The sequence below is a fragment of the Kitasatospora sp. NPDC057518 genome, assembly GCF_042802075.1.
In the GTDB taxonomy this organism is placed as follows: Bacteria; Actinomycetota; Actinomycetes; order Streptomycetales; family Streptomycetaceae; genus Kitasatospora.
This window is the reverse complement of sequence record NZ_JBHVEU010000219.1, coordinates 1-14,819: the sequence shown is the minus strand read 5'-3', so window position 1 is coordinate 14,819 and position 14,819 is coordinate 1. Positions and strand designations below refer to the sequence as shown.

7 protein-coding genes and 1 pseudogene are annotated in these 14,819 nt (G+C 75.3%); 7 read left to right on the top strand and 1 reads right to left on the bottom strand.

The genetic code is table 11. The features are described from left to right. Positions 1-79 precede the first annotated feature (79 nt). Positions 80-2,053: pseudogene (locus tag ACFU7Z_RS22350) on the bottom strand (M4 family metallopeptidase); the annotation flags it as partial. A gap of 941 nt (positions 2,054-2,994) precedes the next feature. On the opposite strand from ACFU7Z_RS22350, the gene ACFU7Z_RS22345 reads away from it, so the two are divergent. From ACFU7Z_RS22345 to ACFU7Z_RS22315, 7 genes are all read left to right on the top strand, one after another. Beyond that, positions 2,995-4,365, top strand: coding sequence for a PLP-dependent aminotransferase family protein (locus tag ACFU7Z_RS22345; protein ID WP_063780398.1), 1,371 nt, complete (start codon positions 2,995-2,997; stop codon positions 4,363-4,365). After that, the gene (gene dpgA / locus ACFU7Z_RS22340; protein ID WP_074005401.1) at positions 4,362-5,507 is read left to right on the top strand and encodes a 3,5-dihydroxyphenylacetyl-CoA synthase DpgA; all 1,146 of its coding nucleotides are present in this window, start codon (positions 4,362-4,364) and stop codon (positions 5,505-5,507) included. The genes ACFU7Z_RS22345 and dpgA overlap by 4 nt, the downstream gene beginning before the upstream one ends. Positions 5,508-5,528: 21 nt before the next feature. After that, the gene (dpgB, locus tag ACFU7Z_RS22335; RefSeq protein WP_049659703.1) at positions 5,529-6,212 is read left to right on the top strand and encodes an enoyl-CoA-hydratase DpgB; all 684 of its coding nucleotides are present in this window, start codon (positions 5,529-5,531) and stop codon (positions 6,210-6,212) included. Next, the gene (gene dpgC / locus ACFU7Z_RS22330; RefSeq protein ID WP_380779131.1) at positions 6,209-7,510 is read left to right on the top strand and encodes a (3,5-dihydroxyphenyl)acetyl-CoA 1,2-dioxygenase DpgC; all 1,302 of its coding nucleotides are present in this window, start codon (positions 6,209-6,211) and stop codon (positions 7,508-7,510) included. Before dpgB ends, dpgC begins: the two co-directional genes overlap by 4 nt. Positions 7,511-7,577: 67 nt before the next feature. Beyond that, complete coding sequence (locus tag ACFU7Z_RS22325; protein WP_074005399.1) at positions 7,578-7,808, top strand: MbtH family protein; 231 nt, start codon at positions 7,578-7,580, stop codon at positions 7,806-7,808. Continuing rightward, on the top strand, positions 7,805-9,853 hold the full coding sequence (locus ACFU7Z_RS22320) for an ABC transporter ATP-binding protein (protein ID WP_380779129.1): 2,049 nt from the start codon (positions 7,805-7,807) through the stop codon (positions 9,851-9,853). Before ACFU7Z_RS22325 ends, ACFU7Z_RS22320 begins: the two co-directional genes overlap by 4 nt. Further along, complete coding sequence (locus tag ACFU7Z_RS22315; protein WP_380779126.1) at positions 9,850-14,802, top strand: amino acid adenylation domain-containing protein; 4,953 nt, start codon at positions 9,850-9,852, stop codon at positions 14,800-14,802. Before ACFU7Z_RS22320 ends, ACFU7Z_RS22315 begins: the two co-directional genes overlap by 4 nt. Positions 14,803-14,819 lie beyond the last annotated feature (17 nt).

The window sequence follows — 14,819 nt, the reverse complement described above, 5'->3', positions numbered from 1 at the left end:
CCGCGGCGCAGCGGCTTCACGGGGTGTCAGCGCGTGCGGGTCACACGGCCTGCCACAGCGCCGGGACGTTCGGCGGCTCCCAGCCGACCATGGCGGTGTGGCCCTGGAGGCAGCGGTAGGAGGCGCCGTTGTAGGTCACGACGTCGCCCGCCTGGTAGGTGGTGCCGGCGGTCCAGGTGCCGCCGGGGTTGGGGGTGCCCCCGCCTCCGACGGTGAGGCTGTACTGGGCGGTGTGGGTGGTGGCGCCGGCGGTGCCGGTGACGGTGATCTGGTAGGTCCCGGTCGCGGCGCTGGAGGCGGCGGACAGGGTCAGGGTGGAGGAGGAACCGGCCTGCACCGACGAGGGGTTGAAGCTCGCGGTGACACCCGCCGGGAGGCCGGAGGCGGTGAGGCTCACGGTCTGGGCGGTGCCGGAGGTGACGGCGGTGCTCACCGTGGAGGTGGTGGAGGCGCCGGGCTGGGCGGAGCCGGAGGCCGGGCCGAGGGAGAGCGAGAAGTCGTTGCTGCCGTTGTTGGAGCAGGTGGGGTCGCCGCTCTGGGCGGGGACGCTGACGGCGTCCCAGGCGGCCTTGGCCCGGTTGAAGAAGGTGCAGGTCGGGTCGAGGCTCTTGGCGGCGGTCAGGGTGGCGGTGCGGTAGCGCTTGTAGGTCATGCCGCTGGTCTTGAGGAGCATGCCGCCGTAGAAGACCCGGCCGGCGTCCTTGATGCCGATGCCGGTGACGGAGGAGTTGTTGCAGGTGGGGCTGGTGGGCTTGCCGCCGCCGGGGTTGGAGCCCTCGGCGAGCAGGTAGAACCAGTGGTTGAGCGGGCCGGCCGCCGCGTGCTCCTCGGTCTGCGGGATGGAGGAGGAGTAGCAGTTGGGGTTGTTGCTCACCAGGGAGGGGTTGTACATGTTGCGGATCGGGCCGTTGCCGACCAGGTTGATCATCTCGCCGACGGTGTAGTCCGGGGAGTCGTACGGGGCGGGCTCGTTGGCGTACGACTCGGTCAGCGCGCCCATGATGTCGCCGGTGGCCTCGCCCAGGCCGGACTCGTTGTTGGCGCCGCCGGGGGTGTACTGGTCGATGCCGTGGCCGAACTCGTGGCCGACGACGTCGATGGAGGCGATCCACTTGTTGGCCTGGCTGTGGCCGATGGATATCGTGCTGCCGTCCCAGTAGGCGTTGACGTCGTTGAGGCCGACCTTGACCGGCCAGCTGCCGCCGTTGCCGTTGTGCCCGTTGCGACCGAGCCAGTCGCGGAGCATGTCCCATTCCTTCTGGGCCGCGAACATCGCGTCGCCGCAGCCGGTCTCCTTGCTGGAGGCGCTGCCGGTGCCCCAGGAGTCGCTGGACTTGGAGAAGACCTGGCCGGTGCTGTAGTCGGAACACGACAGGCCGGGCCGGTTCGGGTCGCGCAGCGAGTACGAGCCGCCGGAGTTGGTGGTGCTGATGGTGACGGGCGCGGGGCCGTTCCACTCGCTGTTGATGGTGCCGGCGCGCACGTCGTCGTAGCTGTCGACGACCTCGCCGGTGGTGGCGTCCACGAAGACGTGCAGGCGGCTGGGGGCGCTGCCCTTGTGGCCGGTGAGGACGGTCTCCCAGGCCAGGCGGCCGGTGCCGTCCTTGACGCGCACGACCAGGCGGCGGGACTCGACGGAGTCGACGGCGGCCAGCTTGGTGCGGGCGGTCTTCTCGGCGTGCTCGGCGCTGACCTGCGGGGCGGTCGAGCCGCCGACGGGGCCGGTGGCGGCGGACTGCAGGGCGCGGACCTTGCCCTGGGCGTCGGCGAGGACGACCGCGTCGCCGCCGACCACCGGCAGGCCGTGGTAGCTGCGCTCGTAGGAGACGGAGTAGAGGCCGCCGAGCCAGGGGGTGACGGTCTTGCGCTCGTAGGTCTCGCCCGGGCCCTTGGCCAGCGCGTCCAGTCCGGCCGCGGCGACGGCGTCGGCGGCGTTGACGGCGGCGGCCAGGGCGCTCGGCGGCGCCGGGGAGGGGGTGGGCGCGGCGGTGGCCGGGCCCGTGGCGGCGGCGATCATGCCGGCCAGCACGGTCAGGGTGGTCGCCGTGGTCAGCAACCTGCCTGCGGTGACTCTGCGTTGCATCGAGGCTCCTCGCATGTGGGGGTCCTCGACCGCGGACGGTAGGGGCTGGTGGCGCGCCGCGCAGCCGTATCCGGGGGACGGCCGTGCGGGCCGTCCGCGCTCGGGTGCCCGAACCCTCACACGGCGTCATGCTCGGGTCAATGCCCGGTGCGCGCGGGGCGGGGGGTTGGCGAATTCCGTCAAGCCGGCCGGTCCGGTTCGGCGCCAACCTGGGCTTTTGTCCCAGTGGTTGAGACCACGTCAGGTGACGGGTCATGATCGGACGGCGACCGGCCGGAGCGGGCCGGCGGCGGTGGACCGGACCGGCGGGCGGGCCTCCGGGGCCGCCCGGCCATGGGGCCCCGGACGCTCCCCCGACGGCGCCCCGGGCGGGCCGGCGCCGCGGGGGCGCGGAGGCGGGCCGGTCGGCGCCGGGGCCGCGGACGCGGCGGCGGGACCGGGCATCCGGTAGCAGGCTGTGACGGGGCGGAAACCCACAGCGCTTGACAGCCCCTCGCCCGGGGGCGCGTACTGGAACGAGGACAAACAGCAGACAGGGCCCTGTGCTCCGGATATCCGTCGGATACCGCGGCCGGTGCGAAAGCGGCGACAGGGCGTGCTGGGATCTCGGTACCCCCTCGCGCCGCCTTCGGCCCGGTGCCCGACGGCGGTTTTCGCGTGCGGGCACCGCGCCGCCGCCGTTCGGACGGTGCGCCCGCGGTGGCGCCGCCGGAGCCCGTGGCCCGTCCGAGGGGCCGCCATGAGACCGACGTCGAGACCGACCGATGTTCGAACGCGGGAGGACGGTACCGGCGATCCGCCCACGGGGCGCCGCCGCACCGTCGCCCTGCCGCGCGTCCTTCACGCGAGCCCTGGCATCCGCCGTCCGACGGGGTGCCGCACGGCGGCTCGTCCACGGAAAGGCGGGCACCATGGTGCTCGATTCGACCACGCTGCACTCGAGCATCGAGGACCCGGTTCTCGACCGGATGAACTTCCTCAACGAGATCACGTCCAGCTACCCGGACGCGGTGTCCTTCGCGCCGGGCCGCCCCTATGACGGCTTCTTCGAGGTCGAGGAGGTCCACACCTACCTGCGCCGGTACGCGGCCTACCTGGAGAGCCGGGGCGCGGGGCCGGCCGAAGTGCGCAGCGGCTTCTACCAGTACGGGCCGGCGGCGGGGCAGATCCGGGAGCTGATCGCCTACTCGCTGCGGCAGGACGAGGGGTTCGAGGTCGCGCCCGAGGCGATCGTGGTGACGGTCGGTGCGCAGGAGGCGATGTTCCTGGTGCTGCGCGCGCTGTTCGCGACGCCCGCGGACGTGCTGCTGCTCGTGACCCCCTGTTATGTCGGGATCATGGGGGCCGCGCGGCTGCTGGACATCCCGGTGGTCGCGGTGCCGGAGCGTGACGGGCGGCTGGTGGTGGCGGACCTGGACGCGGCGGTGCGGGCGCAGCGTGCGGCGGGCCGCCGGCCGCGGGCCGTGTACGTGGTGCCGGACCACGCGAATCCGACCGGGTCGACGCTGGACCTTCCGACGCGTACCGGGCTGCTGGAGCTGGCCGGGCGCCAGGGTCTGCTCGTCCTGGAGGACAGTCCCTACCGGTTGAGCGGCCCGGGGCCGCGGTGTCCGATGCTCAAGGCGCTCGACACGTCGAGGAGCGTGATCCAGCTCGGCACCTATTCCAAGACGGTGTTCCCGGGTGCGCGGGTCGGCTACGTGGTGGCCGACCAGGAGGTGCGCGACGGGCGCGGCGGGATCCGGCTGCTGGCGCGGGACCTGGCGAAGGTGAAGAGCATGGTGACGGTGAACACGTCCTCGCTCAGCCAGGCGGCCGCGGCGGGTGCGCTGCTGGGTTCGGACGGGCGGCTGTCGGTGCTGAACGCGCGGGCGGCCGAGCACTACCGGCGCAGCATGGCCGCGACGCTCGCGCAGTTGGAGCGGTGGCTGCCGGAGCGGCGGCGCCGGGAGCTGGGGGTGGGCTGGAACCGGCCCGACGGCGGTTTCTTCCTCACGCTGCGCACCGGTTTCCGGACCGGTACGGCGGCGCTGGAGCGGTCGGCCCGGGAGTTCGGGGTGATCTGGACGCCGATGGAGTTCTTCCATCCGCACGGCGGGGGCGAGCGGGACATCCGGCTGTCGATCAGCTACCTGACGCCCGGGCAGGTGGTCGAGGGCGTCGAGCGGCTGGTGCGGTTCGTGGAGACGCTCAGTGAGGAGACGCGCGGCGGTGGGGCGCGCGGTGGTGGACGCACGGTGGTGACGTGCCCGGTACCCGGAACGGAGAGTGACGCACCATGACCACGGCCCTGGACCGAGCGCCGGCCGCCACGGTCCCGCGCATCGTGAGCGTGGGCACCGCCGTGCCGCCCGAGCACTACTCCCAGGAGGAGCTGCTGGACCTGTTCGGGATCACCGACCGCCGGGTGCGCTCGGTGTTCCTGCTGGGCTCCATCCGGCAGCGTTCGCTGGTGCTGCCGCCGGCGGCGCCGGACGGCACCAGGCTCCGGGAGAGCCAGGGCGACCTGCTGGACAAGCACAAGGCGTGGGCCGTGAGCATGGGGGCGGACGCGCTGCAGCTGTGCCTCAAGCGGATCGGGGCCGACCTGTCGGAGGTGGCGTACCTGTGCTGCGTGACCTCGACCGGCTTCCTGACGCCGGGGCTGAGCGCGCTGCTGATCCGCGAGCTGGGCATGGACTGGCACACCGCGCGGGCCGACATCGTCGGCATGGGCTGCAACGCCGGGCTCAACGCGCTGGCGGTGGTGGGCAACTGGGCGGCGGCGAACCCGGGCCGGCTGGCCGTGATGGTCTGCTCGGAGGCCTGCTCGGCCGCGTACACGATGGACGCCACGATGCGCACGGCCGTGGTGAACAGCCTGTTCGGCGACGGCGCCGCGGCGGTGGCGGTGGTGGCGGACCCGGTGAACGACGGGCGCCGCCCGGCGGAGGGGGCCGAGGACGAGGAGGCCGAGGAGGAGGGGCCCGGCCGCCGGCTGGAGGGGCCCCGGATCCTGCGGACCGCGAGCGTGACCATCGTCGACGCGATCGACGCGATGCGCTACGACTGGGACCGCGACCAGGGCCGCTTCAGCTTCTTCCTGGACCCGCAGGTCCCCTACCTGGTCGGCGCGCACGTGGAGGGGGTCGTCGACCGGCTGCTGGCGGGCACCTCGCTGCGCCGCGACGACGTCGCGCACTGGCTGGTGCACTCCGGCGGCAAGAAGGTCATCGACGCGGTCGCCGTCAACCTCGGGCTGACCCGGCACGACCTGCGGCACACCATCACCGTGCTGCGCGACTTCGGCAACGTCTCCAGCGGCTCGTTCCTCTTCTCCTACGACCGGCTCCTGCGGGAGGGCGTGGTCCGCGACGGCGACTACGGCGTGCTGATGACCATGGGGCCGGGTTCGACGATCGAGTCCGCGCTCATCCAGTGGTGAACCGACCCTAGGGAGACCGCAATGCCCGTCAACGCCCTGCCCGAGGGCCCCGTGCTGCACGTGGACGGCCGCCGGGAGATCTCGGCCGAGCTGACCGCCGCCCTCGGCGCCCTGTGCGACGAGGCGGAGAGCGCCGGCGCCGACGCCGCGACCCTGTTCCTGTCCGGCGCCCCCGACGGCGAGGCGGTGGCGAAGGCGGGCGACACCGCCGCCGTCACGAAGTGGGAGCGGGCGGTACGGCGCTTCGAGCGGCTGCGGCTGCCCACCCTGGCGGCGGCGAGCGGGGAGTGCGGCGGCGTCGCGCTGGACCTGCTGCTGGCGGCCGACGTCCGGGTGGCGGCCCCGGACCTGCGGCTGCTGCCCTCCTTCCACGGGCAGGCCGTCTGGCCGGGCATGGCCGGCTACCGGCTGGTCCAGCAGCTCGGGCCGGCCCGCGCCCGGCGCACGGTGCTCTTCGGGGTGCCGATCACCGCCCGCGAGGCCCTGGAGCGGTGCCTGGTGGACCAGGTGAGCCGGGACCCTGGGCGCACCCTGGCGGCCGCCGCCCGGCTGCTGCGCCGCCTGTCCGGCCCCGAACTCGCGATCCGCCGCCAACTGGCCTTCGACGCCCAGTGGATGAGCTTCGAGGACGCGCTCGGCCCGCACCTGGCCGCCTGCGACCGCGCGCTGCGGCGCACCCGGGCCCCGGACGGGGTGACGGCGTGAGCGCGGCCACCGGGCGGGCGCCCGCCGCCGTACGGGAGCGCGCCGCGGACGGGCTCGACCGGGCGGCGCGGCTGCTGCCCCCGTTCCCCGCGCCCGGGCCGCGCACCGGCGAGGAGCGCGAGCGCGCCGAGCGGGAGTTGGACGCCGGCCGCGCGCGGCGCACCGCCTTCCTGGACCGCCACGCCGAGGAGCTCTACGACCGGATCACCGCGGGCCGCACCCTGCGCCCGCGGCTGGACGCCCTGGTGGAGGGCGCCGCCCGCGCCGTACCGAACCTGGTGCCCACCGCGGCGCAGCTGCGGGCGGAGCGGGCCCTGCCGGTGGCCGAACGCCTCGGCTACGAGGTCGACCTGGGCGTCCTGCTGCGCGGCGTGCTGCGCGGCCCGGCCGCCGGCGGCCACCTGATGGACTCCATGCTGCGGCCCACCGGGCGGGCGCTGGAGCTGCTCGGGGAGTTCCGGGCCACCGGGGTGGTGCGGATGGACAGCACCCGGCTGGAGCGGCGCGCGGGGGTGGCCCGGATCACCATGTGCGCCGGGGACCGCCTCAACGCCGAGGACGAGCAGCAGGTCGACGACATGGAGACCGCGGTCGACCTCGCGCTGCTGGACGAGGGGTGCGAGATCGGGCTGATCCGGGGCGGCGAGATGACCCACCCGCGCTACGCGGGGCGCCGGGTGTTCAGCGCCGGGATCAACCTCAAGCGCCTGCACGCGGGCGAGATCACCCTCGTCGGGTTCCTGCTGCGCCGCGAGCTCGGCTACCTCAGGAAGCTGCTGCTCGGGCTGCGCACGGACGACGCGTCCTGGCGCTACCCGTTCACCGACATGCCGTGGGTGGCCGCGGTGGACGGCTTCGCGATCGGCGGCGGCATGCAGCTGCTGCTCGCGGTGGACCACGTGCTCGCGGCCTCCGACGCCTACCTGAGCCTGCCGGCCGCGCAGGAGGGGATCGTCCCGGGCGCGGCGGACTTCCGGCTGCCCGCGGTGACCGGCCCCCGGCTGGCCCGGCAGATCATCCTCGGCGGGCGGCGGGTGCGCGCGAGCGACCCGGAGGCCCGCACGCTCGTCGACCAGGTCGTCGACCCGGCGGACCTCGACCGGGCCGTCGAGCGGGCCCTGGAGCTGCTGCGCGACCCGGCCGTCACCGCCAACCGCCGCATGGTGAACCTCGCCCTGGAACCGGCGGACGGCTTCCGCGCCTACCTGGCGGAGTTCGCCGTCCAGCAGGCGCTGCGCATCCGCGCGGCGGACGTGCTCGGCAAGGCGGGCCGCTTCACGGCCCGGCCCTCCGGGTGAGAGCGCCGCGCCGCTGCCCTCCCCCGCCGCCCCGGCGGGCGGCACCCGAACAAGCAAGGAGACCGAGATGACCAGCCCCTTCGACGACCCGGACGCCTCCTACCTCGTGCTGGTCAACCCCCTGGGCCAGTACTCGCTGTGGCCCGGGTTCGCGCAGGTGCCCGCCGGGTGGCGGATCGCCCGCGGCCGGGGCTCCCGCGACGAGTGCCTGGCGTACGTCGACCGCGTCTGGACCGACCAGCGCCCGCCGGCCCCGACGGCCGCGGCGCCGGACGGCAGGGAGGTCGTCGCGCCATGACGAGCGGCCCGGGCCCGCTGATCACCATCCGGGCGACCCCCGGCGACGGGACGCAGCCGGCCCGGGGGCAGGTCAGGCCCGGCACCTCCCGGCGGATCCTGCCCTACCTGCGGCCCTACCGGCGGCAGATCGTGGCGCTGCTGACGCTGACCGTGGTCGACGCCCTCATCACCGTCTCCACGCCGCTGCTGTTCAAGGAGCTCATCGACCGCGGCATCGTGCCGCGCGACCGGGCCGTGGTGGCGGGCGCCGCCGTCGCGGTGGCGGTCCTGGCGCTGCTGCAGGCCCTGGTGGGCTTCCTGGTCAGCCGAAGTTCGGCGCGCATCGGCGAGGGGCTGATCTACGACCTGCGCACCGAGGTCTTCCGGCACGTGCAGCGCCAGCCGCTCGCGTTCTTCACCCGCACCCAGACCGGCTCGCTGGTGAGCCGGCTCAACACCGACGTGATGGAGGCCCAGCAGGCGGTGACGGTGCTGCTGTCCAACGTGCTCTCCAGCCTGCTGGTGCTCTGCCTGGTGGTCGCCACGATCTTCTACCTGTCCTGGCTGATCGGCCTGGTGGTGCTCGTCACGGTGCCGCTGTTCGTGCTGCCGGGCCGGGTCGTGGGGCGGCGGCTGCAGCGCAACCTGCGCACCTCGATGCAGCTGGACGCCGAGCTCGGCTCGCTCATGCAGGAGCGCTTCAACGTGGCCGGCGCGCTGCTGGTCAAGCTCTACGGGCGGCCCGAGCGCGAGGACGGCCGGTTCGCCGGCAACGCGGCCCGGGTGCGGGACGTGCGCGTGGTCACCTCCGTCTACGCGCGGATGCTGCTGGTGACGGTGACGCTGCTGGCCTCGCTGGCCACCGCGGTGGTCTACGGCGTCGGCGGCGAACTGGTGGTCGCCGGGAGCATCCAGATCGGCACCCTGGTGGCCCTGGCCACCCTGCTGGCCCGGCTCTTCGGCCCGATCAACCAGCTCTCCAACCTGCAGTCGAACTACCTGACCGCCCTGGTCTCCTTCGACCGGCTCTTCGAGGTGCTGGACCTGAAGCCGCTGATCGTGGAGCGGCCCGATGCCGTCGCCCTGCCCGTACCGGGCCCGGGCCGGGCCCCGGAGGTCGAGTTCGAGGACGTCTCCTTCCGCTACCCGGCCGCGAAGGAGGTCTCCCTCCCCTCGCTGGAGACGCTGTCGCTGCCGGCCCCGGAGCGCTCCGGCACCGCCCAGGCGCTGCGCGGGGTGAGCTTCCGCGCCCCGGCGGGCCGGCTGACCGCGCTGGTCGGGCCCTCCGGCGCGGGCAAGACCACCGTCAGCCAGCTGGTGGCCCGGCTGTACGAGCCGACCGGGGGCACCGTGCGGATCGGCGGCGTCGACGTGCGCGACCTGTCCCTGGCCTCGCTGCGCGACACCGTCGGCATGGTCACCCAGGACGCCCACCTGTTCCACGACACCATCCGCGCCAACCTGCTCTACGCCAAGCCGGACGCCACCGAGGCGGAGCTCGTCGAGGCCTGCGAGGCCGCGCAGGTCCGGGACGTGGTCGCGGCGCTGCCCGACGGCCTGGACACCGTCGTCGGCGACCGCGGCTACCGCTTCTCCGGCGGCGAGAAGCAGCGCCTGTCGATCGCCCGGCTGCTGCTCAAGAAGCCGTCCGTGGTCGTGCTCGACGAGGCCACCGCGCACCTGGACTCGGAGTCCGAGGCGGCCCTGCAGAAGGCCCTGTGGACGGCCCTGGCCGGCCGCACCGCCCTGGTGATCGCGCACCGGCTGTCCACGATCCGCGAGGCCGACCAGATCCTGGTGCTCCAGGACGGGCACGTGGTCGAACGCGGCCGGCACGCCGCGCTCGTCGACGCCGGCGGCCTGTACGCGGAGCTCTACCGCACCCAGTTCGCCGACCCGCCCGCGCCGCGCCCCGAAGCCGGGCCGGACCCGGCCGACGGCTACGGCGCCCCGCCCCCGCCGCCGCCCGGCGGCGGCCCCCTGCGCCTGCTGCCGCCGCCCCAGGCGGCGGCCGGCCCCGACCGACCCGAACGGCCCGACCAACCCGAACGGAGAGCACGATGAGCCAGCTGACGGTCGAGGACGTGTGGCCGCTTTCCCCGCTGCAGGAGGGACTGCTGTTCCACGCCTCGTACGACCAGGACGCGCCCCGGGACGTGTACGTGGGGCAGCGGGTCCTCAACCTCGACGGCGAACTGCGGCCCGAGGTGCTCCAGGCCTCCTGGCAGGCGCTGCTGGACCGGCACGCGAGCCTGCGGGCCGGCTTCCGCTCCCGCGCGGCCGGCGACACCGTCCAGGTGATCGCCAAGGGCGTGCGGATCCCGTGGACGTACGCCGACCTCGGCGCACTGGACGAGCGGGAGGCCGACGCCCGCGCCGGCGCCCTGGCCGCGACCGACGCCCGGCGCTTCGACCTCGGCCTGCCCCCGCTGCTGCGGGTGCTGCTGCTGCGCGCCGGCCCCGACCGGTACCGGATGGTGGTGACGATGCACCACATCCTGATGGACGGCTGGTCGCTGCCGATCCTGTTCGACGAGCTGTGGCGGATCTACGACAACGGCGGCGACCCCTCGGTGCTCCCCAAGGTGCCGCCGTACCGCGACTACCTCGCCTGGCTGGGCCGCCGGGACACCGACGCCGCGCGCGCGGCCTGGCGCGCGATGCTGGCCGGCACCGGGGAGCCCACCCTGGTGGGCCCGGCCGACCGCAGCGGCCCGCCGGTGATGCTCCGGCACGTGATCGACCGGATCGGCGACGACCTCACCGACCGGCTGCGGGAGACCGCGCGCGACGCCGGGGTCACCCTCAACCGGGTCTTCCAGGTCGCCTGGGCGCTGCTGGTCGGCAAGCTGTCGGGCCGCCTGGACGTGGTCTTCGGCGCGACCGTCTCCGGCCGCCCCGCCGACGTGCCGCAGGCCGACCGGATGGTCGGGCTGTTCATCAACACCGTGCCGGTGCGCGTGCGCCTGGACGCGGCCGTGCCCTTCCGCACCGCCATGGCCGCCCTCCAGGACCAGCAGGCCGCCCTGCTCGACCACCAGCAGCTGAGCCTGCCCGAGATCCAGCGCGCCGGCGGCCCGGGCGCGGTCTTCGACACCCTGATGGTCTTCCAGAACTACCCCCGCGGCCCGATGGCCGCCCCCGCCGCCGACCCGGCCGCGCCCGGCGCGCCGCGGCCCACCGCTCCCCCGCCCCCGGGCGAGGGCCTGGGCGGCACCGCGCTGCGCAGCGGGGAGCAGGCCGGCGGCCCGCTGGGGCGTGGGCCGGGCCCGGAGCCGCCCGCGCCCGCCGACGGGACGTCGAAGCCGCCGCCGATGCCCGCCTGGGTCTCCCGGCGCGGCCCCGCCGGGGTGCGGGTGGCGGCCGGCGGCGGCGAGGAGGCCGCCCACTACCCGCTGACCGTCGTCGTCACGCCGGCCGACGACACCGAGATCCGGCTGGACTACCGGCCCGACCTGTTCGACGAGCGCACCGCCCGCGGCCTCGTCGACCGGATGACGCTGGTGCTGCGCCAGGTCGCGGCCGACCCGGACGTGCCCCTGGGCCGGCTCGACGTGCTGACCGGCGAGGAGCGGCGGGACCTGGACGGCTCCGGGAACCGGACCCGCCGCGAGCTGCCCGAGGCGACCCTCGCCGAGCTCTTCGAGCGGCAGGTGCGCCGCACCCCCGCCGCGGTGGCCGTGGTCGCCGGGGACACCGAGCTGACCTACGCCGCGCTGGACCGGCGGGCGAACCGCCTGGCGCACCGGCTGGCCGGGCTCGGCGTGGGCCCCGAAACCCTGGTGGGCGTGGTGGCCGAGCGCTCGCCCGAACTGATCACCGCGCTGTTGGCGGTGGTGAAGGCCGGCGCGGCGTACCTGCCGATGGACGGCCGGCACCCGGCCGGGCGGCTCCGCGCGGTGGCCGCGCAGGCGGGCCCGGCCGTCGTGCTGGTGGACGCGCCCAACGCCGGGCGGGGCCTGGCCGACGCCGGACTGTTCGCCCCCGCCGAGGTGCTGCGCCTGGCGGCGGAGCCCGCCGAGGAGACGGACGCGGACGCGGAGGCCGGGGCCTTCCCGCCGGTGCCGGTCCGGCCGGAGAACCTCATGTACGTCATCTACACCTCCGGGTCCACCGGCCTGCCGAAGGGCGTCGCGGTGACCTACGGCAGCGTCCTCGCGTTCTGCCTCGACGAGTGCTGGTCCAGCGGGGCCCTGGAGCGGGTGCTGGTGCAGGCCAACCACGCCTTCGACGCCTCCACTTACGAGATCTGGACGACGCTGCTGCACGGCGGCCGGCTGGTGCTGGTGCCCCCCGGGGACATCGACACCGTCGAACGCGGCCGGCTGATCGCGGCCCAGCAGGTCACCAACGTGCACGCCACGGCCGGGCACTTCCGGGTGCTCGCCGAGCAGGCCCCGCACATCTTCGGCGGCGTGCGCGAGGTCTCCACCGGCGGCGACGTCGTCTCCGCGAACGCCGTACGGACCCTGCTGCGCTCCCACCCCGGCATGGTGGTGCGCACCACCTACGGCCCCACCGAGACCACCGCCTTCACCACCCAGCTGCCCTTCACCGACCCGGACGCGGTGCCCGACACCGTGCCGCTGGGGCGGCCGATGGACAACACCAGGGTGTTCGTCCTGGACGCCTTCCTGCGGCCCGTACCGGTCGGCATGACCGGCGAGCTCTACCTCGCCGGGGCCGGACTGGCCCGCGGCTACCTCGGCCGTCCCTCACTCACCGCGGAGCGCTTCGTGGCCTGCCCCTTCCCCGCCGAGGACGAACCCGAGGGCGCCCGGATGTACCGCACCGGCGACCTGGCGCAGTGGACCCCGGACGGGCAGCTGCTCTTCCTCGGCCGCGCCGACGAGCAGCTCAAGATCCGCGGCTTCCGCGTCGAGCCGGCCGAGATCGAGGCCGTGCTCGCCGCGCACCCCGGCGTCGCCCAGGCGCTCGTCGTCGCGGTCGAGGACGAGGACGGCCACAAGCGGCTGGCCGGCTACGCCGTGCCGGCCGGCGGCGACGAGTCCGCCCTCGACCCGGAGGCGCTGCGGGAGCACCTCGCCGGGAAGCTGCCCGACTACCTGGTCCCGGCCTCGGTGACCGTCCTCGGGGCACTGCCCGTGACGGCGAACGGCAAGCTCGACCGGGCCGCCCTGCCCCGGCCCGTCTTCGCCGGCCGGGCGGCCGGACGCGAGGCGGCCACCGACGCGGAGGAGCTGCTGTGCCGGCTGTTCGCCGAGGTGCTGAACCTCGAACAGGTCGGCCCGGAGGACGACTTCTTCGTCCTCGGCGGCGACTCGATCACCTCGATGCTGCTGGCCGGGCGGGCCGGCAAGGCCGGCCTGGCGATCTCCCCGCGCCAGGTCTTCGAACTGTGCACGCCCGCGGAGCTCGCACGGGTGGCCGGACCGGTCGACGGGACGAAGGCGCAGCACGCCGAGGACGTCCCCTACGGCCCGGTCCCGCTGACCCCGGTGATGCGCGAGGTCGCGCGGCGGGCGGGCTCGGTGGCCCGGGCGGGCAGCCAGGCGATGCTGCTGACCGCGCCGCCCGGCCTGACCACCGGGCAGCTGGCGGACGCGCTGCAGGCGGTCCTCGACCGGCACGAGGTGCTGCGGGCGCGGCTGGAGGAGGACGAGGAGCAGCTGGTGGTGCCCGAGCCGGGCACGTCCTGGGCGGTCGCCGCGGCGGACCTGGTGACCCGGGTGGACGCGGCCGGCCTCGACGGGGAGCGGCTGGACGCGCTGGTCGACGAGCAGGCCACCGCCGCCGAGGCCGCGCTCGCGCCGCGCGACGGCGTGATGCTGCGCGCCGTGCTCCTGGAGCGCGGCGCCGGGCGCGGCGGCCTGGTGCTGCTGACGGCCCACCACCTGGTGATCGACGGCGTCTCCTGGCGGGTGCTGGTGCCCGACCTGGCCCTGGCCCACGCGGCCCTGGCCGCCGGCGGCGCGGACGCGGCCGGGGCGGCGGTCGCCGCCGAGGCGACGTCGTTCCGCCGCTGGGCGGTCGCCCTGGCGGAGCGGGCCCGGGCGCAGCGGACGGTGGACGAACTGCCGGACTGGCGGCGGGTGGTGGACCGGGTCGAGGACCCGCTCGCCGACCGGCCGCTCGACCCGCGCGTGGACACCGCGGGCGGCGGTCGCTCGCGCGCCGAGCTGACCGTCCCGGCGCGCACCGCGGGGCCGCTGCTGGCGGCCCTGCCCGCCGCCTTCCACGCGGGCGTGGACGACGTGCTGCTGTCCGGTCTGGCCGCGGCGCTCGGCGAGTGGCTGCGCGCCCGGGGCAGGCCGGTGCCGGAGGGCTTCCTGGTCGACCGGGAGGCGCACGGCCGGGTGCCGCTGTCCGAGGACATGGACCTGACGCGCACCCTCGGCTGGTTCACCGCCGTCCACCCGGTGTGGCTGGAGACCGGGCCGATCGACCCGGCCGAGGTCCGGGCGGGCGGGGAGGACGTGGCGCGGCTGATCAAGCGGGTCAAGGAGCAGTTGCGGCAGCGGCCGGGCGACGGTCTGGGGTACGGGCTGCTGAGGTACGCCAACCCGGCCACGCGGTCGGTGCTCGCGCCGTTGGCGGCGCCGCAGATCGGGTTCAACTACCTGGGCCGGTTCGGCGGTTCCGGTGAGGAGGCGGGCTCCGCGGACGCGGACGCCGGGGTGGGCTCCGCGGCCGGTGGGCGGCCGTGGACGTCGGCGGGCGAGCACGTGATGCCCGGCGGTGTCGACCCGGCGATGCCGCTGCGGCACGTGCTGGAGATCAACGGCCGGGCGCGGGACCTGCCCGAGGGCCCCGAGCTGTCCTTCGTCCTGGAGTCGCCGGCCGGGCTGCTCGGCGGGGCGGAGCTGGCGGACCTCGCCGAGCGCTGGCGGGCGGTGCTGGAGGGCCTGGTGCGGCACGCCGACGAGGGCTCCGGCGGCCACACCCCGTCGGACTTCTCGCTGATCTCGCTGGGCCAGGAGGACATCGACGAGTTCGAGTCCGCCTTCGGCGGCGGGGACGGCGCGAAGGACGGCGGGAAGGACGGCGGCTGAGGCGGCGGGCAGGGGTC

Coding starts and splice junctions, on each gene's coding strand:
- ACFU7Z_RS22345 (WP_063780398.1), top strand. CDS start 2,995: ATGGTGCTCGATTCGACCACGCTGCACTCGAGCATCGAGGACCCGGTT.
- dpgA (WP_074005401.1), top strand. CDS start 4,362: ATGACCACGGCCCTGGACCGAGCGCCGGCCGCCACGGTCCCGCGCATC.
- dpgB (WP_049659703.1), top strand. CDS start 5,529: ATGCCCGTCAACGCCCTGCCCGAGGGCCCCGTGCTGCACGTGGACGGC.
- ACFU7Z_RS22325 (WP_074005399.1), top strand. CDS start 7,578: ATGACCAGCCCCTTCGACGACCCGGACGCCTCCTACCTCGTGCTGGTC.
- ACFU7Z_RS22320 (WP_380779129.1), top strand. CDS start 7,805: ATGACGAGCGGCCCGGGCCCGCTGATCACCATCCGGGCGACCCCCGGC.
- ACFU7Z_RS22315 (WP_380779126.1), top strand. CDS start 9,850: ATGAGCCAGCTGACGGTCGAGGACGTGTGGCCGCTTTCCCCGCTGCAG.